Annotated in this window: 19 protein-coding genes and 1 pseudogene; 7 read left to right on the forward strand and 13 right to left on the reverse strand. The window is 62.7% G+C overall.

Annotation, left to right across the window (positions count from 1 at the left end):
- Window positions 1-29 precede the first annotated feature (29 nt).
- The gene (locus FS777_RS04280) at window positions 30-941 is read left to right on the forward strand and encodes a LysR substrate-binding domain-containing protein (RefSeq protein WP_058638856.1); all 912 of its coding nucleotides are present in this window, start codon (window positions 30-32) and stop codon (window positions 939-941) included.
- A gap of 200 nt (window positions 942-1,141) precedes the next feature.
- On the opposite strand, the gene FS777_RS04285 is transcribed toward FS777_RS04280, so the two are convergent.
- The 4 genes from FS777_RS04285 to ycaC form a co-directional block, all read right to left on the reverse strand.
- Complete coding sequence (locus tag FS777_RS04285; RefSeq protein ID WP_058602800.1) at window positions 1,142-2,983, reverse strand: amidohydrolase; 1,842 nt, start codon at window positions 2,981-2,983, stop codon at window positions 1,142-1,144.
- Between the two features lie 77 nt (window positions 2,984-3,060).
- Entirely contained in the window at window positions 3,061-3,879 is an 819-nt protein-coding gene (locus FS777_RS04290; protein WP_058638855.1) for an alpha/beta fold hydrolase, read from the reverse strand.
- Window positions 3,880-3,916: 37 nt separating this feature from the next.
- Window positions 3,917-4,483, reverse strand: coding sequence for an antibiotic biosynthesis monooxygenase (locus FS777_RS04295; protein ID WP_078479338.1), 567 nt, complete (start codon window positions 4,481-4,483; stop codon window positions 3,917-3,919).
- Between the two features lie 113 nt (window positions 4,484-4,596).
- Window positions 4,597-5,226: an isochorismate family cysteine hydrolase YcaC gene (ycaC, locus tag FS777_RS04300; RefSeq protein WP_023532859.1), complete on the reverse strand. Its 630-nt coding sequence runs from the start codon at window positions 5,224-5,226 to the stop codon at window positions 4,597-4,599.
- A gap of 223 nt (window positions 5,227-5,449) precedes the next feature.
- Between ycaC and FS777_RS04305 the strand changes: the two genes are divergently transcribed.
- Complete coding sequence (locus FS777_RS04305; RefSeq protein ID WP_145254094.1) at window positions 5,450-6,877, forward strand: mechanosensitive ion channel family protein; 1,428 nt, start codon at window positions 5,450-5,452, stop codon at window positions 6,875-6,877.
- A gap of 29 nt (window positions 6,878-6,906) precedes the next feature.
- Here FS777_RS04305 and FS777_RS04310 read toward each other — a convergent pair whose 3' ends face one another.
- Window positions 6,907-8,193 carry an FAD-binding oxidoreductase gene (locus tag FS777_RS04310; protein ID WP_058602796.1) on the reverse strand — a complete coding sequence of 429 codons (1,287 nt, stop codon included), beginning with the start codon at window positions 8,191-8,193 and terminating at the stop codon, window positions 6,907-6,909.
- Window positions 8,194-8,352: 159 nt separating this feature from the next.
- A complete protein-coding gene (locus FS777_RS04315; RefSeq protein ID WP_058638851.1) occupies window positions 8,353-9,843 on the reverse strand; it encodes an aldehyde dehydrogenase family protein in 1,491 nt (496 codons plus the stop codon).
- A 133-nt stretch (window positions 9,844-9,976) separates the two neighbouring features.
- Between FS777_RS04315 and FS777_RS04320 the strand changes: the two genes are divergently transcribed.
- Window positions 9,977-10,867, forward strand: coding sequence for a LysR family transcriptional regulator (locus FS777_RS04320; protein ID WP_058602794.1), 891 nt, complete (start codon window positions 9,977-9,979; stop codon window positions 10,865-10,867).
- Window positions 10,868-11,004: 137 nt separating this feature from the next.
- On the forward strand, window positions 11,005-12,399 hold the full coding sequence (locus FS777_RS04325) for a VOC family protein (protein ID WP_078479340.1): 1,395 nt from the start codon (window positions 11,005-11,007) through the stop codon (window positions 12,397-12,399).
- A 38-nt stretch (window positions 12,400-12,437) separates the two neighbouring features.
- Here FS777_RS04325 and FS777_RS21830 read toward each other — a convergent pair whose 3' ends face one another.
- The 3 genes and pseudogenes from FS777_RS21830 to FS777_RS04335 form a co-directional block, all read right to left on the reverse strand.
- The gene (locus FS777_RS21830) at window positions 12,438-13,298 is read right to left on the reverse strand and encodes a methyl-accepting chemotaxis protein (protein WP_372239207.1); all 861 of its coding nucleotides are present in this window, start codon (window positions 13,296-13,298) and stop codon (window positions 12,438-12,440) included.
- A pseudogene (locus FS777_RS21835) lies at window positions 13,293-14,336 on the reverse strand (Cache 3/Cache 2 fusion domain-containing protein); the annotation flags it as partial. The pseudogene FS777_RS21835 and the gene FS777_RS21830, both read right to left, overlap by 6 nt.
- A gap of 155 nt (window positions 14,337-14,491) precedes the next feature.
- A complete protein-coding gene (locus tag FS777_RS04335) occupies window positions 14,492-15,418 on the reverse strand; it encodes a LysR substrate-binding domain-containing protein (protein ID WP_058602791.1) in 927 nt (308 codons plus the stop codon).
- Between the two features lie 154 nt (window positions 15,419-15,572).
- On the opposite strand from FS777_RS04335, the gene FS777_RS04340 reads away from it, so the two are divergent.
- Entirely contained in the window at window positions 15,573-16,961 is a 1,389-nt protein-coding gene (locus tag FS777_RS04340) for a NorM family multidrug efflux MATE transporter (protein WP_058638848.1), read from the forward strand.
- A 49-nt stretch (window positions 16,962-17,010) separates the two neighbouring features.
- Here FS777_RS04340 and FS777_RS04345 read toward each other — a convergent pair whose 3' ends face one another.
- A complete protein-coding gene (locus tag FS777_RS04345) occupies window positions 17,011-18,678 on the reverse strand; it encodes a bifunctional diguanylate cyclase/phosphodiesterase (RefSeq protein WP_145254098.1) in 1,668 nt (555 codons plus the stop codon).
- Between the two features lie 290 nt (window positions 18,679-18,968).
- Between FS777_RS04345 and rep the strand changes: the two genes are divergently transcribed.
- Together rep and xpt are read left to right on the forward strand one after the other, a co-directional pair.
- Complete coding sequence (gene rep / locus FS777_RS04350; protein ID WP_058638846.1) at window positions 18,969-20,978, forward strand: DNA helicase Rep; 2,010 nt, start codon at window positions 18,969-18,971, stop codon at window positions 20,976-20,978.
- Window positions 20,979-21,040: 62 nt separating this feature from the next.
- Window positions 21,041-21,613, forward strand: coding sequence for a xanthine phosphoribosyltransferase (gene xpt / locus FS777_RS04355; RefSeq protein ID WP_023532789.1), 573 nt, complete (start codon window positions 21,041-21,043; stop codon window positions 21,611-21,613).
- A gap of 60 nt (window positions 21,614-21,673) precedes the next feature.
- Here xpt and FS777_RS04360 read toward each other — a convergent pair whose 3' ends face one another.
- From FS777_RS04360 to FS777_RS04370, 3 genes are all read right to left on the reverse strand, one after another.
- Window positions 21,674-23,530 (reverse strand): acetyl-CoA hydrolase/transferase C-terminal domain-containing protein, encoded by a 1,857-nt coding sequence (locus tag FS777_RS04360; RefSeq protein ID WP_058638845.1) that lies wholly within the window; start codon window positions 23,528-23,530, stop codon window positions 21,674-21,676.
- 427 nt (window positions 23,531-23,957) lie between these two features.
- Window positions 23,958-24,407, reverse strand: coding sequence for a cytochrome c5 family protein (locus FS777_RS04365; protein WP_228385158.1), 450 nt, complete (start codon window positions 24,405-24,407; stop codon window positions 23,958-23,960).
- 109 nt (window positions 24,408-24,516) lie between these two features.
- The gene (locus FS777_RS04370) at window positions 24,517-25,065 is read right to left on the reverse strand and encodes a cupin domain-containing protein (protein WP_023532512.1); all 549 of its coding nucleotides are present in this window, start codon (window positions 25,063-25,065) and stop codon (window positions 24,517-24,519) included.
- Window positions 25,066-25,114: the final 49 nt, after the last annotated feature.

Here is a 25,114-nt window from a genome sequence, read left to right on the forward strand (position 1 = left end):
CCCTTGGCGGGTTCTGTGGAGACGCATTCTTGGAAGACCTCAACTCACTCTACTACTTCACCCAAGTGGTCGAGCACGGTGGCTTCGCCCCGGCGGGTCGGGCGCTGAACATGCCCAAGTCGAAACTCAGCCGACGCATTGCCGACCTCGAAGAGCGTCTGGGCGTGCGCTTGCTGCAGCGCACCAGCCGCCACTTCGCGCTGACCGAGATCGGCCAGGCCTATTACAACCGTTGCCTTGCCATGCGCGTCGAAGCCGAGGGTGCTGCCGAGATCATCGAGCGCAACCGCAGCGAGCCCCGAGGGCTGGTGCGTATCAGTTGCCCGACCACTCTGCTCAACGCCTGGGTCGGGCCGATGTTGACGCGCTACATGCTTAAGTACCCGCAGGTGGAGCTGTTCATCGAAAGCACCAACCGACGCGTCGATCTCTTGCATGAAGGCTTCGACATCGCCCTGCGTGTTCGTTTTCCGCCGCTGGAAAACACGGATATGGTGATGAAGGTGCTGAGCGACAGCATCCAGTGTCTGGTGGGCCATCCTCGCTACCTGACGCAATTGCCAGACGGTTTCGATCCTCAGTTGCTGGGCGCGCTGCCCAGCCTGCATTGGGGCAGCGCCCAGCGGGAGTATCACTGGGAGCTGTCCCAGGGCGGTGACAACAACCAGAGCATCGTCATACCGCACACGCCGCGCATGGTCACCGACGACCTGTTTGCCCTGCGCCACTTCGTGGTTGCGGGTATCGGCATTGCGCACCTGCCACGCGTGGCTGTGCGTGACGACCTGGCAGCGGGCCGCCTGGTGGAGTTGCTGCCAGGCTGGTACCCGCGCAGTGGCATCGTGCATGCGATCTTCCCCTCACGACGCGGCTTGCTGCCCTCGGTGCGTGCATTGATCGATCACCTGGCGGACGAATTTGCGCTTTGCGACATGGCTTGAGGTTCGAACCGGTAAGGTTCATGGCGGGCGCGCGACATTGTCCCGCCGCTTCAGTTACAAGGCAGTGAACGGCTGCGGGTAACCGGATGCTTTGGCCCACAACCTGTCTATCGGAATGTCGCCTGGGACGCTAAGCCGTTCAAAACCTTGCGCGTTGTATCTGAAATGCTGGGGCTGCTGCACAGCCCTCAGAATCGGGCCTAGAACGCAAAGCACGAGCAACCCAGCGCGCCCCAGAACCCCTGGAAGTCATTGACCGGCACGCTGGAATGCCGGGCCTTTTCATGGCTGTGGGCGTGGACACCGCACGGGCCCGAGCACTGGTGTGCCATGCCGACCAGCGAGGGGGTGCCCACGCGCCAGTGGCCAGGCACCTTGGCGACCGGTGACCACTCAGGCAACACCGGCACCTGGGGTGGCCCTAACGTGTCGAACTCGGCGGCGCCGTACACGACCTTGCCGTCCACCACGGTGAGCACCGACTCGATACCCTTGATCGCCTCTTCCTCCACCGAGAAGAAATCCAGCGACAGCGCCGCCAGGTCGGCGAGCTGACCGACCTTGATCTGCCCCTTCTTGCCCTGCTCACTGGAGAACCAGGCACTGCCCTGGGTGAACAGCTGCAAGGCCGTGTCCCGGCTCAGTCCTTCGGGATACAGCGCCATGCCGCCAACGGTCTTGCCGCTGACCAGCCAGTACAGCGAAGTCCACGGGTTGTAGCTGGACACGCGGGTCGCATCGGTACCCGCCCCTACTGGCACACCCATCTCCAGCATGCGCTTGATCGGCGGCGTCTGCTGCGCCGCTTGGGCGCCATAGCGGTCGACGAAATACTCGCCCTGGAAGGCCATGCGGTCCTGAATGGCAATGCCGCCACCCAAGGCGCGTACCCGCTCGATGTTGCGGGGCGTGATGGTTTCGGCATGGTCGAAGAACCACGGCAAGCCATTGAACGGTACGTCGCGGTTGACCTTCTCGAACACATCGAGCATGCGCGTGATCGACTCGTCATAGGTCGCATGCAGGCGGAACGGCCAGCGTTGCTCGACCAGGTGTCGCACCACCGGCTCCAGTTCCTGCTCCATGGTCTGCGGCAGGTCCGGGCGCGGTTCCAGGAAGTCTTCGAAGTCGGCAGCCGAGAACACCAGCATTTCGCCTGCACCGTTGTGACGCAGGAAATCGGTGCCGCTGTGCAACTTGACGCTGGCCGTCCATTTGCGGAAATCGTCCAGCTCTTCCTTGGGCTTCTGGGTGAACAAGTTGTAGGCGATGCGCACCGTCAGCTGACCGTTGTCGGCCAGCTCCTGGATCACCGAATAATCGTCCGGGAAATTCTGGTAGCCGCCACCGGCATCGATGGCACTGGTCAGCCCCAATCGATTCAGTTCGCGCATGAACTGGCGTGTGGAGTTGACCTGGTATTCGAGAGGCAGCTTGGGGCCTTTTGCCAGCGTGGCGTAGAGAATCATGGCATTTGGCCGCGCGATCAGCATGCCCGTCGGGTTGCCGAATTTGTCACGCTGGATTTCCCCCCCAGGTGGATTGGGCGTGGTCTTGTCATAGCCCACAGCCTTGAGCGCTGCACGATTGAGTAATGCCCGGTCGTACAGGTGCAGCAGGAACACCGGGGTATCAGGCGCAGCCTGGTTGATTTCCTCAAGGGTGGGCATGCGTTTTTCGGCGAACTGGAACTCATTCCAGCCACCCACGACCCTGACCCATTGCGGGGTCGGCGTACGTGCGGCCTGATCCTTGAGCATGCGCAGGGCATCGGCCACCGACGGAACCCCTTCCCAACGCAGCTCCAGGTTGTAGTTGAGGCCCCCGCGGATCAGGTGCAGGTGCGAGTCGTTGAGCCCGGGAATGACGGTGCGCTGGCGCAGGTCCACAAGCTGGGTGGCCGTTGCTTTGTGGGCCATGGCCTCGGCATCGCTGCCCACGGCGATGAAACGACCGTCCTTGATGGCTACGGCGGTGGCGTTGGGGTTCTCGCGGTCGACGGTGTGCAGCTTGCCGTTGAACAGAATCAGATCAGCGCCCATGGGGCCTCCTTGGAATGGGTAGCAAATTCATACGTCAGGCGCAGCGGCGGCGTGGCGACGCCGCCTGCCCGTCTGGCTCAACGCTGGAGAAACGCCAGCAGGTCTTCGTTCAGTTGTTGCGCATGGGTCACAGCAAACCCATGCGGCGCACCGGCATACACTTTCAGCTCGGCGCCGGCGATCAGCTGCGCCGCGCGCTTGCCGGTGGTCTCGAAAGGCACGACCTGGTCGGCATCGCCGTGAATCACCAAGGTCGGCACATCGACCTGGGTCAGGTCCTGACGGAAATCGGTTTGCGAAAATGCCGTCACGCAGTCCAACGTCGCCTTGAGCGAGGCCAGCAGCGCGATGTTCAAGGTCTGCGTCTGTACGCCTTGGGACACCTGCTGGCCCTGGTTAAGCCCGTAAAACGGGGCAGCGAAGTCGGCGATGAACTGAGCGCGGTCGGCCCGCAACCCGGCCTCGATCCCTTCGAACACCGACAGATCCACCCCGTCCGGATTATCTGGGCGCTTGCCGAACACAGGCGTCACGGCTCCCAGCAGCACCAGACCGGCCACCCGCCCGGTACCGTGGCGACCGATATAGCGGCTGACATCACCGCCTCCCATCGAAAAGCCCACCAGGGTGACCTCATGCAGGTCCAGGTGCTCGATCAGTTGCGCGATGTCATCGGCGAAGGTGTCATAGTCGTAGCCGGTCCACGGCTGGCTCGACCGACCAAAGCCACGGCGGTCGAAGGCGATGGCCCGGTAGCCGCGGCTGGCCAGGTACTCCATCTGCGTGTCCCACATGTCGGCATCCAGCGGCCAGCCATGGCTGAACAGCACCGGCTTGCCAGTACCCCAGTCCTTGAAATAGATCGAGGTGCCATCACGCGTTTGGAACGTGCTCATATCGGTATCTCCTAGCGGTACGTGGAAAAGGGCTTGTTCAGCCGCGCAGCCAATGGGCGCAACGGCGGGTGACCCAGGGCATGATGTAGAACACCACAGGCAGGATGACGAACAGGTTACCGATCAGGGTGCCTCTGACCGGCCCAGCCAGCTGTGGAAAACGTTCGAAGAGCGGGACCAGCAGGTGCGGGACCACCAACGTCATCGGGCAGATCACCAGGTACGTCAGCACCGCCTGTTTCCAACGCGGCGGTGGTACGGCGCCGGTGCCGGGTGGGGTGAACCAGAACTCCGGGTCCTCATGGACCTGTGGGCTGTCACCACCGTCGAGCAGCGGCAGCACGTCCCGGATCATCGCCTGGCGTTCTGCTGAATTGACCCACGCCTGCAACAATTCGGCATTGGCGAACCGGACCACGGTGGTGAAGTGTAGACCGCCCTGGTCGGGTCGAATGACGTTGACGTCCAGGTGCCCCGCCTGGCGGCGGGCGGTGCCGACCGCGTGCTTGAGCCACACTTCGTAGTCGCTCAGTGACGCGGCGCGGACCTTGTGCTGGATCACCAGGGTAACCACATTGCGGTTGTCTTGGGCGGCGGTGTTCATCTGCATTCCTTGGGCTGAGCCTGCCCGCATCCGCTGGGCAACAGGGGACGGGCTGAACGTTATCGAGGTGTGCGGCCCTGCGGGCACCGGCCGGGGTGCCCGCGGCGGTGGGGTTACTTGCTGGCGTTGAAGGCGTTGTAGCTGGTCATCAAGTTGCGGTAGTCAGGGATATGGTTGGAGCACAGCGCGGCCAAGCCCTCGACGTCGTTGCGCCAGTCGCGGTGCAGTTCGCAGGCTACGCCGAACCAGGTCATCAGCTGGGCGCCAGCACGGCTCATGCGGTCGTGGGCGGCATCGCGGGTCATGGCATTGAAAGTGCCGGACGCGTCGGTCACCACGAACACCTCGAACGCCTCTTCCAGGGCGGCCAGGGCCGGGAAGGCCACGCACACTTCGGTGACCACACCTGCGATGATCAGTTGCTTCTTGCCAGTGGCCTTGACCGCCTTGACGAAGTCTTCGTTGTCCCAGGCGTTGATCTGGCCAGGACGTGCGATGTAAGGCGCGTCCGGGAACAGGGCCTTGAGCTCCGGCACCAATGGGCCGTTAGGGCCTTGCTCGAAGCTGGTGGTGAGGATGGTCGGCAGGTTGAAGAACTTGGCCAGGTCCGCCAGGGCCAGCACATTGTTCTTGAAGGTGTCGGGCTCGATATCGCGCACCAGCGACAGCAGCCCAGCCTGGTGATCGACCAGCAGAACGGCAGCGTCGTCTTTGTTCAGGCGGTTGTATTTGAATTGAGTCATGGCGGTTGCTCCAGTAGTCGTGATTTGCAGTAGGTGGGGTGTTTCGCGTTGATGGGAGAAGATTAAAACCATCCAGTTTTAGGCGGTAGATAGTGTTTTTTGGCTTTAGCGTTCTATTTTGTGAACGATGGTTCAGCGCCATTAACTGCAGCGCCGTGCCCATTGCCTCCTGCATGAACCTGCTCTATTACTACCCGCAGCCCATCCCCGCCCCGAGACCACCATGCTGGCGTTCATCCAGTCGTCCCCACTGCTGCTCGGTACCACCCTGTTGCTGCTTGACCTGATCGTTTGGCACCTGATTCCGGCCCAGCGCCATGCCTGGCGAATAGCCACGCGGCTGACCCTGTTCCTGCTTTTCAGCCTGGTGCTGGTGGCTGCGGGTATGAGCCCGCTGCAGCCCGCCCCTTGGGTCGCCGACGTTGCCCGCAACTTGCTGGCCACCGTGCTTGCCATCGCCTGGTGGCTGTTTGGCGCGCGCACCGTCACGGTGGTTTTCGGCCTGTTGTTGGTGGCGCGCGGCAGCCACGGTGGACGCTTGCTGCAGGATGTGCTCGGCGCATTGATCTTCATCGCTGCCGTGGTGGCGGCGGCCGGCTATGTACTGCAATTGCCCGTCAAGGGGCTGCTGGCCACATCGGGGGTGATGGCCATCGTTATCGGCCTGGCCTTGCAGAGCACCCTGGCGGACGTGTTCAGCGGCATCGTGCTCAACACCACGCGGCCCTATCAGATTGGTGACGCCATTTCCATCGATGGCACGGAGGGCAAGGTGCTGGACATCGACTGGCGCGCTACCCGCCTGCTCACCAGCAGCGGCAGCCTGGCGGTCATCCCGAACTCCGTGGCTGCCAAGGCCCGCTTACTCAACCATAGCCGTCCGGCTGATGTGCATGGGGTGTCGATCAGCGTGGTCGTGCCTGCCAGCGTGCGCCCTGGCAAGGTGTTCGATGCGCTGGAAAAGGCGCTGCGCGGTACCCGTGCGATTCTTTCCGCACCCGCCTCCAAGGTGGCCGTGAAAACCTCGACGCTCGATTCGGTGGAATACGAAGCCAGCGGTTTCATCGCCGACATGAGTGGCAAGAACGCTACGCGCAACCAGTTGTTCGACCTGGCCCACCGGCACCTGGAAGCGAACGGGGTGCTCTGGAACCAGGACCTGACGATGCCGCCGCGCAGTCGTCAACGGGAGGTGCTGGACGAGGTACGGGTGTTCCGCGCCCTGAGTGATGAAGAGCGTGACACACTGAGCCAGCACATGACCGCCGTCGAGTACCTGGCTGATACGACGATTCTGGAGGTGGGCAAGCAGTCCGAGCACGTGCTGATCATAGGGCGAGGCGTCGTATCGGCGGCGGTGCTGGAGGATGGCAAGCGCCTGGAGGCCGGACGCATGGGCCCAGGTGAAGTACTGGGCATCGACGGGCTCGTTGACGAAGACGACTCGCTGGTGGAGTTCAGAACCTTGACCAGTTGCCTGCTGTATCGCATCGACAAGCAACGGGTCAAAGCGTATCTGCAGCAACATGGCGATGTGCAGACCGCCTTGAGCAAACTGCAACGCGTCCGGCGTCAGGGTCGCGAATCGCTACTCTTGCACAAGCCTGTTTCCATCAGGAAAGGCGGTTTCTTGAGCTGGCTGCACAAATGACGCGTCACCTGCCGGTGTGGGGCGTTGCCTCACAGCACCACACGCAGGCACTGGCCGGCGTGATACAGCGAGAATCCGGACTCATAGAACGCCGTGCGCAGTGACGTCGCGCTCACGCCTTTCATGGTCGAGAACGGTATCGGCAGGCTGGCTGCTTCCCCTTTTGACAGAAACTCTGCGAACGCCCGGCCAATGACGGTGCCGGTGGTATTGCCACGCCCGTTGTAGCCGGTGACCGCCACCAACCCAGGGGCGGGTTCGAACAAACGCATCAGGTGGTCGGGCGTAAAGTCGATGCAGCCGGTCCAGTGCATGTCCCATTCGACCTTGCCAAGCGCAGGATAGTAGTGACGCTGGATACGGTCGGCCCAACTGCGCACGAACCACGCGGGCTTGTTGTCGACCCGGCCCAGGCTGCCGAGCAGCAAACGGCCCTGGTCATCGCGGCGAATACTGCTGAGCACGGTGCGGGTATCCCAGGAGCCTTGGCCGTGAGGGAGTATCTTGTCGGCCTGCGCGCCCTGCAATGGCTTGGAGGCGACCTGGTAGTAGTAGCCTTTGAAGAACTGCTTTTGCAGGTTGCTCCAGTCCCCTTCGGTGTAGGCGCCCGTGGAGATCACCACCTTCTCGGCGCGAACCGAACCGCGTGCGGTCTGCACACGCCAGCCGTCACCCTCGCGCGTCAGGCCCTGAACTGCGGACTGTTGGAACAGCTTGCCGCCCAGGCGCACCACGGCAGCTGCCAGGCCCTGGGTGTAGCCCATCGGGTTGATGGTGCCGGCACGGCGGTCGAGCAAGGCGGCGGCGATCTTGTCGGTACCGCAATATTCCTGGCACTGTGCGCCGGTCAGCAGCTCGACATCGGCACCGCGCCGTCGCCACTGCTCGTGGCGGGCCTGCAGATCGGCGATGCCGGTGGCGTTATGTGCCATGTGCAGGGTGCCCTGGTGCCGTGCCTGACAGTCGATGCCCAGGCGTTCGATCATGGCGAACACATCGGCCGGGGCCTGCCCCAGCACCGTATTCAACCGGCTGCCTTGCTTCTGGCCCAGGGTGGCTTCAACGTCGTCCGGGCGAATCCACGTACCGGCATTGACCAGCCCGACGTTGCGGCCAGAGCCGCCGTGGCCCACCTTCCAGGCCTCCAGCACGATCACCGACTTACCCTGCTCGAGCAGGTGAATGGCCGCTGACAACCCGGTAATGCCGCCGCCGATCACGCAGACATCGGCGTGGTGTTCCCCCGCCAGGGCCTGGACGGTCACGCTTGGCACGGTGACGCATTCCCACAAGCATTCTTGACGCAGTTCGGACATGGCCCGGCTCCCGCAATTTATTCTTGTTCGAGACCGCCGTGCGGCCTTTCGCAGCCAAGCCCGCGTCCCCAGGCATCGAGGCATATGCACCGATCCCGATGGAGGCGGGCTTGGTCGCCCACCAAGGGGCGTGCCCCTGGTTCTACACAATCACGCTAGTCAGTCGAACACGATGCCCTGCGCCAGTGGCAACTCACGGGAGTAGTTCACGGTATTGGTCTGACGGCGCATGTAGCCTTTCCAGGCATCGGAACCGGATTCACGGCCACCACCGGTCTCCTTCTCACCCCCGAACGCCCCGCCGATTTCAGCACCGCTGGTGCCAATGTTGACGTTGGCGATACCGCAATCACTGCCAGCCGCGCTCTGGAAACGCTCAGCCTCGCGCAGGTCGGTGGTGAAGATGCAGGACGATAAGCCCTGGGGGACCTCGTTGTTCAGGCGCAAGGCTTCGTCGAAGTCATCGTAGGCCAGCACATAGAGAATCGGCGCGAACGTTTCATGGCGCACCACCTCGCTTTGCCCAGGCATTTCGGCAATGGCAGGCGATACGTAATAGGCATTGGGATATTGGTCGGCCAACTGGCGCTCACCCCCGAACACTTGGCCGCCTTCGTCGCGAGCCTTGGCCAGGGCGCCTTGCATGGCATCGAACGAGGCCTTGTCGATCAGGGGCCCAACCAGGTTGTCCTTGCGCGGGTCACCAATGCGCACCTTGCCGTAGGCGGCTTTGACCCGAGCCAGTACTTCATCCTTGATCGAACGGTGCACGATGAGGCGGCGCAGCGTGGTACAGCGCTGCCCGGCAGTGCCGACTGCCGAGAAGAGAATACCCCGCACGGCCAGGTCCAGGTCGGCGCTAGGTGCCAGGATCATTGCATTGTTGCCGCCAAGTTCCAGGATGCTGCGGCCAAAGCGTGCCGCTACACGCGGCCCGACTTCACGGCCCATGCGCGTGCTGCCGGTGGCACTCACCAGGGCCACGCGGGGGTCATCGACCAGGGCTTCGCCTGCTTCACGGCCGCCGATGACCAGCTGCGCAAGACCTGCCGGCGCATCACCGAAGGCTTTCAACGCCTTGTCGAACAACGCCTGGCACGCCAGGGCGGTCAATGGCGTTTTCTCGGAGGGCTTCCACACCACCGAATTGCCGGCCACCAGAGCCAGGGCGGTGTTCCAGGACCAGACCGCCACCGGGAAGTTAAACGCGCTGATCACACCGACCACACCCAGCGGGTGCCAGCTTTCGCGCATGTGGTGGCCAGGGCGCTCGGAAGCGATGGTCAGGCCGTACAACTGACGTGACAGCCCCACTGCAAAGTCGCAGATGTCGATCATTTCCTGCACTTCGCCCAGGCCTTCCTGGGTGATCTTGCCTGCTTCGATCGAAACCAGTTCACCCAGGTCTGCCTTGTGCTCGCGCAACACTTCGCCGAACAGGCGCACCAGCTCACCCCGGCGTGGGGCAGGCACGCTGCGCCACGCCTCGAACGCCTGCTGGGCCTGCTCGATACGCGCGGTGGTCTCGGCTTGACCGAGCAGCGTCACTGAAGCGATCTGGCTGCCGTCGATTGGCGTGTGTACAGCGTAATCGCCTTGGGTGTAAGCCTGGGCAGCAACGCCCAGACGCTCGAGCAATCCAGCAACCATTGGTGTTCTCCTACATGGCTAGACAGGTTGGATATGATGTGGATCAGTATTAATCCGATCAGTTAAGCGCAACAAACGACCTTTATTCCGCATATCATTCCGTCAGGTAATGATTTGAGCCCGTGAGAACGCTATGTCAAAACGTCTGGTGCCGTCCATGACCGCCCTGCAGTGCTTTGAAGCTGCAGCCCGCCACTTGAGCTTCACCCGAGCCGCCGAAGAGCTGCATTTGACCCAAAGTGCGGTCAGCAAGCAGGTGGCGCAGCTCGAAGACCTGTTGCGTCACCACCTTTTCCTGCGCATTCGCCGACGTTTACAGCTCACGCCAGCCGGCAGCCTCTATCTGGCCGAGGTGAACAAGATCCTCACGCAGGTCGATATGTCCAGCCGCTACGTGCTGACGTACGGGGAGCAGACCGAGATCCTGAAGGTCGCGACGCAGCCAAGCTTCGGCGTGCGCTGGCTGATCCCCCACCTCAAGGGCTTCGGCCGGCGGCACAGCAACATTCACTTGGACATCCGCAACGAAATGGAGCCCTTTTCACTGTTGCAGGGCTCGGCTGACGTCGTGTTCTTCTACGGCCAGGGCACCTGGCCGGGGGCCAGCTGCATCGAGCTGTTCGGTGAAGAAGTCGTGCCGGTGTGTTCGCCAGAGCTGCTGGCAGGCCGTGACCTGCCGAGTGCCGAGGCATTGACCGACCTGGTGTTGCTGCAAAGCACTTCACGGCCAGAAGCCTGGCACGAATGGTTCCTGGAGCAGGGCCTGCAAAGCGTCAGCGCGTACCACGGCCCGCGCTTCGACACGTTCTACATGGCCCTGAGCGCTGCCCAGGCCGGTTGCGGGGTGGCGCTGGTGCCGCGTTACCTGGTGGCGAAGGAGCTGGCCGAGGGCAGCCTGGTCGTGCCCTGGAATCATGCAATGCGCAGTGCCGGCGCGCACTACCTGGCGTATGCCGAACATGCCGCGGAAGTGCCCAAGGTGCGGGCGCTGGTGGATTGGATCGGTGAGCAGCTGCAGGCATGAAGCCCTCGACAGGAGGAGCACCCTACGCCTGTCTAGGTCGATCAAAAAAGGAATGACACGCCTACTTTTTTTCGCTTGTGGCCCGGGTGCATTCCCCGCTTTCATGTAAGGGTCAGCCATTAACCAGGAATCCAGCGATGCCCGCCCATGATTTCGTCAGCCCCGACAGCATCCGTGCGCAGTTTTCTGCCGCCATGTCGCTCATGTACAAACAGGAAGTGCCGTTGTACGGCAAGCTGCTGGCGCTGGTGAGCGAAATCAACCAGCAGGTGATGGCCGAGCAACCAGAAGTGGCGCAGGCGCTGCGCTGGACAGGGGAACTCGAGCGGCTGGGCCATGAACGCCATGGTGCCATCCGCGTGGGTACGGCCGAGGAGCTGGCGACCATCGCGCGACTTTTTGCGGTCATGGGCATGCAGCCAGTGGGCTACTACGACCTCAGCAGTGCTGGGGTCCCGGTGCACTCCACCGCGTTCCGTGCCGTGCATGAGCAGTCGCTGCACGTCAGCCCGTTCCGTGTCTTCACCTCGCTGTTGCGCTTGGAGCTGATCGACAACCTGCAGTTGCGGGAAATGGCCAAGGATATCCTGGCCAAACGCCAGATCTTCACCCCTCGCGTACTCCATCTGATCGAGCAGCGCGAACGCGATGGCGGCTTGAATACCGCAGATGCCCAGACTTTCGTACAGGAAGCCCTGCACACCTTCCGCTGGCACCGCGACGCTACCGTCACCGCCGAGCAGTACCAGCAGCTGCACGACCAGCACCGCCTGCTTGCCGATGTTGTCGCGTTCAAGGGCCCGCACATCAATCACCTCACTCCGCGCACCCTGGACATTGATGCCATCCAGCTCGGTATGCCGGCCAAGGGCATCACGCCCAAGGCCGTGGTCGAAGGCCCCCCTCCCCGCCGCCACCCCATTCTACTGCGCCAGACCAGCTTCAAGGCCTTGCAGGAAAAGGTCGTATTCTGCGGTCAGCACGGTAGCGAAGGTAGCCACACCGCGCGCTTTGGGGAAATCGAGCAACGTGGCGCGGCGTTGACGCCGAAGGGGCGCCAGCTCTATGACAAGCTGCTCGACAGGACTCGCGTCGCATTGGGTGGTGCACCCGCCGAAGCCAATGCCGCACAGTACATGGCGATGCTCACAGACACCTTCGCCGCCTTCCCGGACGACCTGGTGCAGATGCGTGAGCAGGGCCTGGCGTATTTTCGCTACTTCGCGACCGAGAAAGGCTTGGCCGCGCGCGGTGAACAAGGCAGGCCAACTACCCTGCAGGGGCTAATCGACGCAGACCACGTGCATTTCGAGGCACTGGTGTACGAAGATTTCTTGCCGGTAAGCGCCGCAGGGATCTTCCAGTCCAACCTGGGCGACGATGCCCGGGCCGAGTACGGCAGCAACGCCAACCGCGCGGCCTTCGAAGCGGCGCTGGGGCTGCAGGTGCAGGATGAACTGGCGCTCTATGCGCAAAGCGAGCGCCGCTCGCTGCAGGCGTGCGCGCAGGCACTGAACCTGATATCGCTGTAAAGCGACACGTTGAAGGGGCACTTGGGTGCCCCACCGTGTCAGCGGAAACGGTCCACTTCCTGACGCAACTGCGCGGCCAACCGTTCCAGCTCCCGCGCTGTTAATGCCAGCTCGTTGGCCACCTCGCGCTGCTCACCGTTGGCCTGGGCGATGCTCTGCAAATTGCGGCTCAGCACGGTCGCTGTGCTGCTCTGCTCCTGGGTCGCCATACTGATCACGGCAAACTGCTCACCCGCCGCACGGCTTTGTTCGTCGATGCGGGCAAGTGCCTGCGCGACCTTGCCATTGCGCTCCAGGCCGTCCTGCATCAGCTGGTTACTCTGCTCCAGCGTGGTGATGGCATGCCCGGTCTGCTGCTGGATGCTGGTGATCATGCCGGATATCTCATCGGTGGCCTGTCGGGTTCGCGCTGCCAGCCCACGCACCTCGTCAGCCACCACTGCAAAGCCACGCCCCTGCTCACCGGCACGGGCCGCTTCGATGGCAGCATTCAAAGCCAACAGATTGGTCTGCTCAGCGATGGCGGTGATGACACTTATGATGCTGCCGATCTCTTGCGAACGTGCACCCAGGCTGTTCACGACCGTGGCTGTGTCACCCAGGGCATCGGCAATCTGCTTGAGCGAGTGCGATGCTTCGTCCATGGCGCCGCGGCCCACGCGGGTCTGCTGCGCATTGTCGCGGGCCATGCGCTCGGTGCCAGCCATGTTGTCGGCGATGTTCATGGACGTGGCGCTGAACTCTTCCACCGCGCCCGCCATGCTGGTGATTTCGCCTGATTGCTGGTCCATGCCCACACAGGCGCCAGCCGACAGGCCTGACAGCGAGCGGGCGCGGGTACTGACCTGTTCGGAGGCACTGCGGATGTGCTCGACCATGTTCGAGAGGGCTTCACCCATCGTGTTGAAGCTGCGCGCCAACTGTCCGATTTCATCGTGGCTGGTCACGTTCAGCCGTGCGTTCAGGTCACCCGCTCCGAGCGCTTGTGCTTGCCGTACCAGATCATCCAGCGGGCGCAGCTTACGCCTGAGCAACCAGAGCGTGGCAGCCACGGCCATGAGCATGGCCAGCACGCTGCCGACGGCAAGGCGCAGCCCCACGCTCCAGGTTACCTCGCGGATCTCCGCCAGGGGCATGCTCGCTACCACCGTCCAAGGCCCTTCGGCGAAGGGCGCCGTCGCGCTGTACAGCGGCTGCTCGGCATTGGCCGGCGGCACCAGCCACTGGCCCTTTTCATCCTGCAGTGCCAACGAACCGGTTTGGCCAATGCGGAAGCGTTTGAGGTTGGCGAACTGCGCGTTCTGCGCATCGGTGTAATCGAAACCCACGAACAGCACCGCGATCACCCGGCCATTACCGTCGGTCATCGGCACATAGCGCGTCATGTAGTTGCGGTCGAACAACACGGCACGGCCAACGTACATCTGCCCGGCCAGTAACTTGGCGTAAGCGGGGTGCTGGCGGTCGAGCTGGGTACCGATGGCGCGGCTGCCGTCCTGTTTTTTCAAATTGGTGCTGATGCGCACGAAATCGTCACCACTGCGCACGAATACCGTGGCGATACCGGCAGTCATCTGTTGGAAGTCGTCCACTTGCTGGAAGTCGTTGTTCAATAGCTGATCGCCCAGGTACAGGGCCGGCGTTGCCTGCCCTGCTACCTGCACGGTCTGCCCTGCATGCAGCGACAGCCCTGATGCGAAGCGTCGCTCGAACAAGCCGCTCAAGCGCTGGGTATTGTCCTTGAGCGAGCCGTGGAACGTGTCAAGCTGGTCGCCCAGCAAGCGCGCCTCACTGGCCAGGTGGGCCTGGCGCGTAGCGAGGTTGGCATCGTCCAGTGAACGCAGGGCAAAAAGGGTACTGCCGGAAATCACCAGCGCCAGCACGATGGCGAGGGCGATACCGAGTTGCGAGGCAATCCGGGCACGCGGTTGAGGCATGGGCAAGCTCCTGGCAAGAGGCCGGGATCATCCTGATCACGCTGACCGCCCGCTTTTATTTGACGGAAAGCGCGCCCTCTTCCGGGACGCTGGTGCCATCTGATCGGCGTCGGCGCTGAATACTTGAGTGCCGGACCGGGATATAGCGCTCGCAATCAAAGGGCTGGCAGGATCACCACCTCGGGTAGCGCCATGGCATTCACCTCGGCTTGCAGGAAGGCACTGAGGCGGCGCAGGCGCTCGCCGCCCGGCCGGGTCCGCGGCCATACCAGGTAGTAGTCCATGCCGCTGGGGACTGCTGTCGGCCATGGCAGGCTCATGCGCCCCTGCGCCACATCTTCGGCCACCATCATCAGGTCACCAATTGAAACACCGTAGCCTCGGGCCGCTGCAATCATGCCCAGTTCCAACGTGTCGAACACCTGCCCGCCCTTGAGCGAAACCCTGCTACTCAGGCCCAGGCGCTCCAGCCATACCCGCCAGTCACGCTTGTCCATTGTAGGGTGCAGCAGTTCGCTACTCGCAAGGCGCGCCGCGGTCCAGGGCCCGTCATCCAACAGCCCTGGTGCACCCACCGGCACCAGCAGTTCGGGGAACAGCTTGCGTACCTCCCACTCCGCCGGGAACACCCCATCGCCCAGCAGCACCGCGCAATCGAAAGGTTCCTGGTTGAAGTCCACATGGTCGACGTCCATCCAGGCACTGGTCAGTTGCACTTCATTGCCAGGTTGCAGCCGACGGAAGCGGCTCAGCCGGGCCAGCAACCAACGCATGGTCAGGGTGGACGGCGCCTTCATGCGCAGCATCTCGTCTTCACCGCGCAACGTGTCACAAGCACGCTCAAGCGCGGCAAAGCCTTCGCGCACACCCGGTAGCAGTACCCGTGCAGCTTCGGTCAGTTGCAGGCTGCGGCCACTGCGCACGAACAGTCGGCAGGCAAAGTGATCCTCCAGCGTGCGAATGTGCCGGCTGACCGCGCTTTGGGTAATGGACAACGCTTCGCCAGCACGGGTGAATGAGTTCAACCTCGCCGTAGCTTCGAATGCACGCAACGCATAAAGGGGCGGTAGCTTGCGGGTCATGAGGTTCCTTGTTCAGTGGAGAAACGGCGAACTGCGCATCATATCGCCATGATTAAAACTCATGCCAATGATCGCATTTATCCTTTTGTTAAAAGCTGACCCAGGCCTCAGAATCGCCCTTCGTCCGCCACCGTCTTCGCCAAGGATCACATCCATGCACGTCGCACCTACCCACGAGCTCAAGGCATTACTGCGCTTGGCAGGCCCGCTGATCGCCTCGCAGCTGGCGCACATGCTCATGGTACTGACCGACACCCTGATGATGGCACGCATCAGCCCGCAGGCCTTGGCCGGTGGCGGGTTGGGCGCGGCGGGCTATTCGTTCGTGTCCATCTTCTGCCTGGGCGTCATCGCGGCGGTCGGCACCCTTGTAGCCTTCCGCCGAGGCGCCAATGACATCGAGGGCGCCACACGGCTGGCGCAAAGCGGCCTGTGGCTGGCCTGGGGCCTGGCCTTGTTCGCGGCGCTGGTGCTGTGGAACCTCGAACCTGTGCTGCTGCTTTTCGGGCAGCAGCCTGACAACGTCGCCTCGGCGGCCGAGTTTCTCACCCTGCTGCCGCTGGCGTTGCCGGGCTACCTGACCTTCATGGCCTTGCGTGGCTTCACTAGCGCCCTGGGCCGCTCTACGCCGGTGATGGTCATCAGCCTGGTAGGCACCGTACTCAACTACTTGCTGAACGTTGCGCTGATCGAAGGCATGTTCGGCCTGCCCAAGCTTGGTCTGATGGGCATCGGCCTGGTCACTGCGGTGGTCTCGATGGGCATGGCCATTGCCCTGGCGCTGTACATCCGCTGGCACCCGGCTTATGCCGCCTACCCGCTGCGCAAGGGCCTGTCGCGGCCATCGCTGCCAGCGTTGGGCGAGCTGTGGCGGCTGGGCCTGCCGATCGGCGGCACCTACATGGTGGAAGTAGGGCTGTTCGCTTTTGCGGCGCTGTGCATGGGCGTACTGGGCAGTACCGAGTTGGGCGCGCACCAAATCGCCCTGCAGATCGTGTCGACCGCCTTCATGGTGCCCACTGGCCTGTCCTATGCCGTGACCATGCGCGTAGGCCATTACTACGGTGCGGGCAACTTGCTCGCCGCGCGCAGCGCTGGCCGGGTGGGGATCGGCTTCGGGGCCATGCTGATGTTCGCCTTCGCTGCGCTGTTCTGGTTGCTGCCAGACGCATTGGTAGGGCTGTTTATCGACAGGGCCGACCCGGCATTTGCCGCCATCTTCCAGCTGGCGGTCCAGCTGCTGATGGTAGCCGCCTGGTTCGAGCTGTTCGATGGCGTGCAGACCATCGCCATGGGCTCTATTCGTGGACTGAAAGACGCCAAGACTACGTTCCTGATCGGGCTGGTGTGCTACTGGCTCATCGGGGCACCCAGCGCCTGGTTGTTCACTTTCGTCTTTGGCGGGGGCGCGCTGGGCGTCTGGTGGGGGCTGGCCTTGGGGCTGGCGTGCGCCTCGGTGGCGCTGACCTTCGGCTTCGAATGGCGGATGCGGCGGCTGTTGCGCCACGCCGGAACACGCGCCGCAACGGCCACATCTGCCTGATTTCAACCCATTGAGGTGGCTTTGCGCATTGGCCAGAGGGGGCGGACAGCTAGCCTGCAACCCCCACTTGGCGGTGTGACGACTGCAGCAGGAACGGGATCAGCGCGTCTACCGGCAGGGGCTTGCTGACCAGGAAACCCTGTACCTGGTTGCAGCCAAACCCGCGCAGCAAGGCCAATTGCGCTTCGCTTTCGACGCCCTCGGCCACCACTTCGAGGTTGAGGTTGTGGGCCAGGTTGATCATGGCATGCACCAGCTTGCGGTTCTCTTCGCGCATATCCATCTTCGCAACGAAACTGCGGTCCACCTTGAGCAAGGTGATCGGCAGGCTGTTGAGGTGCACGAACGAAGAGAACCCTGTGCCAAAGTCGTCCAGCGAGAAGCGCACGCCCAGGCGGCCCAGTGCATCCATGGTCTGCCGCACCCGCTCATTGCGCCGCATCACGGCCGTTTCGGTCAGCTCGAATTCCAGCCAGTGGGCATCGACACCGTACTCGGCGATCAGCCGGCTCAAGGTTGCCAGCAACTGGCTGTCCTGAAACTGCCGGAAACTGAGATTGACCGCCATGTGCAACGGCGCAAGCCCCTGTGTGTTCAGGGCCTGCATGTCGCGCAGGGCACGGGCGATGACCCAGTAATCCAGCGGCACGATCAACCCGCTTTGCTCGGCCAATGGCACGAACTCACTGGGCGGCAGCAAGCCCCGTTCGGCGTGGCGCCAGCGCACCAGCGCTTCGAGACCGACGATCCGCCCATCAGCCAGGTTCAAGCGCGGCTGATAGTGAAGCTCCAGCTCGTCACGGCGCAAGGCCCGGCGCAGCTCGCTTTCGAGATCGGCCAGGCTGCGTGCGTGGCGATTGATGCGCTCGTTGAAGACATGGAAGGTACAGCCCTGGGTGGCCTTGGCCTGACGCATGGCGATGTGCGCATGCCACATCAGCGGGTCGGCGCCACTCTGGGCGCGGGCGTGGGCCAGGCCCAGGCTGCAACCGAGCAGCAGGCTTTCGCCATCGACCCAGTAGGGCTCGGCCAATGCCTCGACGATGCGCTCGGCCATCCACTCGGCACGCCCTGGGTCGCGGCGGGTGTCGATCAGCAAGGCGAACTCGTCACTGCCCAGGCGTGCCAGCTGGTCGCCTGCTTCGAGTTGATGCTTCAGACGTAGTACAACCTGCAGGATAAGGCGATCCCCACTCTGGTGCCCCAGGGCGTCATTGACATGGCGAAAGTTGTCCAGGTCCAGATGCCCTAGGGCGACGCCGCGCCCGTCATGGTCGGCCAGGCGCGTGGCCAGCAAGGCCTGGAAGCCCTGGCGGTTGGCGATGCCGGTCAAAGGGTCTTGCTCGGCCAAGCGTTGCAGGGTGGCTACCAGTACACCTCGCTCGCGCACGTGGCGCAGGCAGCGACGCAGGCTGTCGACATTGACTTGGTCGCTCACTAGCCAGTCGCTGACGCCGCTGGGCGCCGCCTCTGGCTCGCTGTGCAACAGCAGGATGGTCGGCAGTTCACAACGACCGGGTGCTGGCTGCAACGCTGGCGTGGTCAGCACCACGGCCTGCCGGTCGCGGCTGAACAGACTGTCGACGGCATCCCAGTCGGGTGCCGTGAGCAGTACGGCCGCGCCCTTCAAGGCAGGCATGCACGCGTGCAGCAAGGCCGCCCACTCGGGCTCACTGGCCAACAGCAGCAAACGCATAGGTTCGACAGGCGCGGACAAGACGGCTCCTTAAGGCTCGACGATGCAACGTAGACCGATGAACAAACCGGCGCATCTAATGGAAATGATTTTCACTTGTGAGCGCGCCTTTTAACAGCCTGGTCCGACGTATTTTGTCGTGCATCCTGCGCGAAAGCAGACAGACCAGCAAATACGATTTTTTCAGGCGCAAGCATTAGCGGCGCTAATGATCGTTTCGAAAGTCTGACTCGAACGTCAGACGGTCACGCCATGAACACGCATGCCTGTTAGAATGCGCGGCTATTTTCTGGCGACCCCCGGTTTCTAGCATGTCCCGACTCAATCCCCGGCAGCAGGAAGCCCGTGACTATGTCGGCGGCCCTCTTTTGGTGCTCGCCGGTGCAGGTTCGGGCAAGACCAGCGTCATTACGCGCAAAATTGCCCACCTCATCCAGAACTGCGGTATTCGCGCCCAGTACATCGTGGCCATGACCTTCACCAACAAGGCCGCCCGCGAGATGAAGGAGCGGGTTGCCAGCCTGCTGCGTCCGGGCGAAGGCCGAGGGCTGACGGTCTGCACGTTCCACAACCTGGGCCTGAACATCATCCGCAAGGAGCACGAACGCCTGGGCTACAAGCCTGGTTTTTCGATCTTCGACGAGTCGGATATCAAAGCCCTACTGTCGGACATCATGCAGAAGGAGTACTCCGGCGACGACGGCATCGACGAAATCAAGAACATGATCGGTGCCTGGAAGAACGACCTGATCCTGCCTCCCGAGGCCCTGGAGAAAGCACGCAACCCGCGCGAGCAGACCGCTGCGGTCGTTTACACCCACTATCAGCGCACGCTCAAGGCGTTCAACGCCGTGGACTTCGACGACCTGATCCTGCAACCGGTCAAGTTGTTCCAGGAACACCCCGAGGTGCTCGAGCGCTGGCAGAATCGCGTGCGTTATCTGTTGGTGGACGAATACCAGGACACCAACGCCAGCCAGTATCTGCTGGTGAAGATGCTGATCGGCATGCGCAACCAGTTCACCGTGGTGGGCGACGACGACCAGTCGATCTATGCCTGGCGCGGCGCGCGCCCCGAGAACCTGATGCTGCTCAAGGAGGACTATCCCTCACTGAAAGTGGTTATGCTGGAGCAGAACTACCGTTCCACCAGCCGCATCCTGCGCTGCGCCAACGTGCTGATCGCCAACAACCCGCACGCGTTCGAGAAACAGCTGTGGAGCGAGATGGGCGTGGGCGATGAGATCCGGGTGATACGTTGCAAGAACGAGGATGCCGAGGCCGAGCGCGTGGCGATGGAAATCCTCACGCTGCACCTGCGTACCAACCGTCCCTACAGCGATTTCGCCATCCTGTACCGCGGCAACTACCAGGCCAAGCTGATCGAGCTGAAGTTGCAGCACCACCAGGTGCCTTACCGTCTTTCCGGCGGCAACAGCTTCTTTGGCCGTCAGGAAGTCAAGGACCTCATGGCCTACCTGCGCCTGCTGGTGAACCCTGACGACGACAACGCCTACCTACGTGTCATCAACGTGCCGCGCCGGGAAATCGGCTCGACCACCTTGGAAAAGCTCGGCAACTATGCCACCGGCCGGGGCATTTCGATGTATGCCGCCAGTGAGGAACTGGGCCTGGGCGAGCACCTGGATGCGCGCTACACCGAGCGCTTGCAGCGCTTCAAGCACTGGCTGGACGGTGTGCGCCACAAGGTGGCGCTGGACGACCCCATAGCCGCCCTGCATGAAATGATCCGCGACATCGACTACGAAAACTGGATCCGCCAGCAGACCGCCAGCGACAAGGCCGCGGAGTTTCGCATCAGCAATGTCTGGTTCCTGGTCGAAGCGCTGAAGAACACCCTCGAGAAGGACGAAGAGGGTGACATGACCATTGAGGACGCCATCGGCAAGTTGGTGCTGCGCGACATGCTCGAGCGCCAGCAGGAAGAGGAAGAAAACGCCGACGGTGTGCAGATGATGACCCTGCACGCGTCCAAGGGCCTGGAATTTCCCTACGTGTTCATCATGGGCATGGAGGAGGAGATCCTGCCTCACCGCTCCAGCATCGAGGCCGACACCATCGAGGAAGAGCGCCGCCTGGCTTATGTGGGTATTACCCGCGCACGCCAGACGCTGGCGTTCACGTTCGCCGCCAAACGCAAGCAATACGGGGAAATCATCGACTGCACGCCCAGTCGCTTCCTCGACGAACTGCCCCCCGAAGACCTGTCCTGGGAAGGGCTGGACGATGCACCGGTCGAGGTCAAGGCCGCACGCGGCAACAATGCCCTGGCCGACATCCGGGCGATGCTCAAACGCTGATCAACCATTACTCTTAAACACTGCCGCTGTTTGCGGCCATTTCTGTTCCGAGGAATACCATAGTGGAAGCACTGCATCAGAAGATTCGCGAAGAAGGCATCGTGCTTTCCGACCAGGTTCTCAAAGTCGATGCGTTTCTCAACCATCAGATCGACCCGGCGCTGATGCAGCTGATCGGTGACGAGTTCGCCCGCTTGTTCGCCGATGCCGGCGTGACCAAGATCGTCACCATCGAGGCGTCGGGCATCGCGCCTGCGGTGATGACCGGGTTGAAGCTGGGCGTGCCGGTGATCTTCGCGCGCAAGCACCAGTCGCTGACCCTCACCGAAAACCTGCTGACGGCTTCTGTGTATTCGTTCACCAAGCAGACCGAGAACACCGTGGCCATTTCGCCGCGCCACCTGAGCAGCAGCGATCGGGTGCTGGTGATGGATGACTTCCTGGCCAACGGCAAGGCGTCCCAGGCGCTGATATCGATCATCAAGCAGGCCGGGGCGACCGTGGTAGGCCTGGGGATCGTGATCGAGAAATCGTTCCAGGGCGGGCGCGCTGAGCTGGATCGCCAAGGCTATCGCGTGGAGTCGCTGGCGCGAGTGAAATCGCTGGAAGGCGGTGTGGTCAGCTTCATCGAGTGATGCGGCACCGGCTCGCTCGCATCCGGGCACAGGGGGCTGCGTGGCAGCCCCCTGCCGGTTTCAAGTCGCCGCCAGGCCCGCCAACAGCAACCGTTGGTACAGCGCTTCTTTTAGCCCCTGAGGCTGGTCAAGTTGCATCCGTGCCAGATGCCGCTCATACCCTTGCGGCTCTGGCGCCTCCAGCGTGGCCTTGCCCAGTTCGAGCGCCTCGCTGAGCTTGAACTTGCTTTTCAACCAGTTCAGTGCCCGTAGCAAGTCCTGCTCTTCAACCGTGAAATCGGTCCCCATGGGGTATTCCGGGAACAGCTGTGGGTGCTGTGCCTGGACCGCGGCCAGGCGCTGCGGCGTGTTATCGGCAAAACGCCTGTCGAGCTGAAAATCTTCCGCCAATTTGCCAGCGTTTTTGGCCTGCACGATCAGGCTCTGCTGGAACCGGGCGTCACACACCGCAAGCAATCGCGCAATGACCTCGCTGTCGGTCTGCCCCCTGAGGTCGGCGATGCCATATTCGGTCACCACGATATCGCGCAGGTGGCGGGGAATGGTGCAATGGCCGTAGTTCCAGAAGATGTTCGACGACACCTCGCCGCCCGCTTCGCGCCAACTGCGCAGCAGCAGTATCGAGCGGCCACCTTCCAGCGCGTGCCCTTGGGCGACGAAGTTGTACTGCCCACCTACCCCGCTCAACACTCGCCCGTCTTCGAGCTGATCGGCCACACCCGCACCGAGCAGGGTCATGCCGAACACCGTATTGATAAAGCGTGCGTCTTGTCGCTGGCGACGCTTGAGCTGTTCGTCACCGTAGAGCTCGTTGACGAAATTGATCCCGGTCATGGCAAACCGTGCGCGCTGCTCAAGGGGCATGTCGCGCAAGCGCTGGTAGAACGCTTGCGGGCCGAGGAAGAACCCCCCGTGCAGGATCACTCCCCGGTCATCCACAGCACGCCGCAGCACGCCCGCCTCGGCCAGCGCCAACAGCCCGTTGACGAACATCTCGCTACAGCCATACAGCCCCTGTTCGAAGGGCGCGAGCCCCCCTTCCCGCTCGATCAGTGCCTGCGTGGTGCCCGCGCCAAGGCCGTCGAGCGCTGCACGGTAGGCAACGTTATCGCTCTGGCGGGCGAGCAGCGCGGCGGCAACCGCGTCGCCCATGGCACCAATCCCGATCTGCAGGGTGCCGCCGTCGCGCACCAGGCTGCTGGCATGCAGGCCGATGCAGTGGTCCTGTATGGTGACCGGCATGTTGGGCGTTGAAAACAGTTGGCGCTGCTCGGCTTCGTCCAGCAACAGGTCGAACGCATCCATTGGCAGTTCGGCATCACCGGGCATGTAGGGCAGCTGCGCATGCACCTGACCCAGCATGAGAATGGTCTCGCCGGCGGCACGGCGGCGTTCGACCATGGGTAACAGGTCCAGGGTGATGTCCGGGTTGCAGGCCAGGCTCAGATGGACAGGCCGCTCCGGCGTAGCCGCCACCAGCTGGGCGATGAGGTTCAGACCCTTGGCATTGATGTCTCGCGCGGCATGGCTGTAGTTGCTGCTGACGTAATCCTGTTGAGCCGACTCACTGGCAAGCAGGCTGCCGGGCTGCATGAAGAATTGTTCTACGCGAATGTTCGGCGGCAGGCTGTCATTGCGCAGGTCGGCCAGATAGTGAAGCTCTTCGTAGTCGCCGAACACGCGCTCGACGAAGGGCTCGAGCAAGCGTTGCTGCAAGCCATCACCCAGCGCTGGTCGCCCCAGGGAGAGGGCTGTATAGATGGTCAGACGGCGTTCGGGCAACTCACGGATGCGGGCATAAAGTGCGTTGACGAACGCATTGGGTTTGCCCAGGCCCAGCGGCAGGCCCATGTGGATATGGGTTGGCAGGCGGGACAGGACCTGTTCGACGGCCTGGTCGATGGAACTGAGGTGCATCGAGGCCTCCTGGTTCGTGCTTGGGTTCAGGAGGTTCGACAGGCAGGTGGAATGGTTGGTTGCCTGGGCGGGAAGCGGAAGGCGCAGACAATTGGACAAGCACTGGCAGCCACTCGACAATTCGGTGGCCTTCAGGCTCAGCGAAGGTATAAGCGTACGCGGTGCCTGTAGGAGCGGCCCCGGCAATTAGCGATAGTGCTCACATCTCCGGGGCTGCTGCGCAGCCCATCGCGGCACGAGGCCGCTCCTGTGATCGTGGGATGGCTGAAGTAGCGCGATTGCAGGAGCAACTGCCTTTCACCGCCTCTAAGGGCCAGCGCCCCCCGTGTGGGAGCGGCCTCGCGCCGCGATGGGCCGCGAAGCGGCCCCGGCAAGGCAAGATGCGAAGCTAGAATACTGGGACTGCTACGCAGCACATTGCAGTAACTTACAGGCCAGACATCTTCTCAATAGCGGCCTTTAGCTCATCATCCGAACAATCCGCGCAGGTGCCCTTGGGCGGCATGGCGTTGATGCCCGTGATGGCCTTGGCCAGGATGCCATCCAACCCACCCTGGTGGTCGGCACGCTCCTTCCAGGCTGCGCTGTCGCCCACTTTCGGCGCGCCGAGCAGGCCCGTGCCATGGCAGGCCGTGCAATGCTTGGCGATGATGTCGTCGGGCGTTCTGGCAGACCCGGCGCCAGCGCTGGCGGTCACGGCCATGCCCTTGCATTCCTGGCCCTGGATACACACCTTACCGACCGGTTCCAGGCGCTTGGCGATATCGTCATTGGTCGCAGCGGTAGCGGTAATTGCCCACAGGGCCAGTACGGCGGCCGGGATGGCCAGCATCTTCTTGACTTGATTCACGCGAACACCCTCATGGTGGCTAATCATGCTCGCGGCCACGGATCCTCGAGCGCCGAAAAGTATAACGGCAAGCCCGAAGCCGGGAAACGACCCTACACAGGAAAGGGGTATTGACGCGTCAATGCACTGCGCTGGATCAAAAGTTCGAGGGGGTGGCGGCGCTGATCAAGCGTGCTGGCTGTTCGAACGGGTTGCGAAAACGGTGCGGGCGGGTACTTTCGAAGTAATAGCTGTCGCCTGCTTCGAGAATGAACAGCTCGGTACCGACCACCAATTCCAGGCGGCCTTCAAGCAGAATGCCAGTCTCTTCGCCATCATGGGTCAGCATTTCGGCACCGGTGTCGGCGCCGGGCGGGTACACCTCGGTCAGAAAAGCGATGGCACGGTTGCGGTGCGATTTGCCAACCAGCTTCATGGTCACCGCACCATCGGAGATGTCGATCAGTTCGTGGGCTTTGTAGACGATCTGCGCAGGGCTCTCGGGTTCGAGCTCCACGGAAAAGAACTCGACCATGGACATGGGAATGCCGCTCAGTACCTTGCGCAGCGAACTGATCGACGGGCTCACACTGTTTTTCTCGATCATCGAGATGGTGCTGTTGGTAACCCCTGCGCGCTTGGCGAGTTCACGCTGAGACAGGCCCTTGAGCGTGCGGATGGCTTGCAGTCGTTCGCCGACGTCCAAAGCTGGAGCCTCCTGAGACGGGTTATGCGGGTGGATGTGAACGATATCA

The sequence above is a fragment of the Pseudomonas sp. DE0157 genome (assembly GCF_007678615.1).
Lineage (GTDB): Bacteria > Pseudomonadota > Gammaproteobacteria > Pseudomonadales > Pseudomonadaceae > Aquipseudomonas > Aquipseudomonas parafulva_B.

Bases quoted from the DNA above. Each gene is read 5' to 3' on its own strand.
- FS777_RS04285 (WP_058602800.1), bottom strand. From the start codon at position 2,983: ATGGGCGCTGATCTGATTCTGTTCAACGGCAAGCTGCACACCGTCGAC.
- FS777_RS04290 (WP_058638855.1), bottom strand. From the start codon at position 3,879: ATGAGCACGTTCCAAACGCGTGATGGCACCTCGATCTATTTCAAGGAC.
- FS777_RS04295 (WP_078479338.1), bottom strand. From the start codon at position 4,483: ATGAACACCGCCGCCCAAGACAACCGCAATGTGGTTACCCTGGTGATC.
- ycaC (WP_023532859.1), bottom strand. From the start codon at position 5,226: ATGACTCAATTCAAATACAACCGCCTGAACAAAGACGACGCTGCCGTT.
- FS777_RS04305 (WP_145254094.1), top strand. From the start codon at position 5,450: ATGCTGGCGTTCATCCAGTCGTCCCCACTGCTGCTCGGTACCACCCTG.
- FS777_RS04310 (WP_058602796.1), bottom strand. From the start codon at position 8,193: ATGTCCGAACTGCGTCAAGAATGCTTGTGGGAATGCGTCACCGTGCCA.
- FS777_RS04315 (WP_058638851.1), bottom strand. From the start codon at position 9,843: ATGGTTGCTGGATTGCTCGAGCGTCTGGGCGTTGCTGCCCAGGCTTAC.
- FS777_RS04320 (WP_058602794.1), top strand. From the start codon at position 9,977: ATGTCAAAACGTCTGGTGCCGTCCATGACCGCCCTGCAGTGCTTTGAA.
- FS777_RS04325 (WP_078479340.1), top strand. From the start codon at position 11,005: ATGCCCGCCCATGATTTCGTCAGCCCCGACAGCATCCGTGCGCAGTTT.
- FS777_RS21830 (WP_372239207.1), bottom strand. From the start codon at position 13,298: ATGGGTGAAGCCCTCTCGAACATGGTCGAGCACATCCGCAGTGCCTCC.
- FS777_RS04335 (WP_058602791.1), bottom strand. From the start codon at position 15,418: ATGACCCGCAAGCTACCGCCCCTTTATGCGTTGCGTGCATTCGAAGCT.
- FS777_RS04340 (WP_058638848.1), top strand. From the start codon at position 15,573: ATGCACGTCGCACCTACCCACGAGCTCAAGGCATTACTGCGCTTGGCA.
- rep (WP_058638846.1), top strand. From the start codon at position 18,969: ATGTCCCGACTCAATCCCCGGCAGCAGGAAGCCCGTGACTATGTCGGC.
- FS777_RS04360 (WP_058638845.1), bottom strand. From the start codon at position 23,530: ATGCACCTCAGTTCCATCGACCAGGCCGTCGAACAGGTCCTGTCCCGC.
- FS777_RS04365 (WP_228385158.1), bottom strand. From the start codon at position 24,407: ATGATTAGCCACCATGAGGGTGTTCGCGTGAATCAAGTCAAGAAGATG.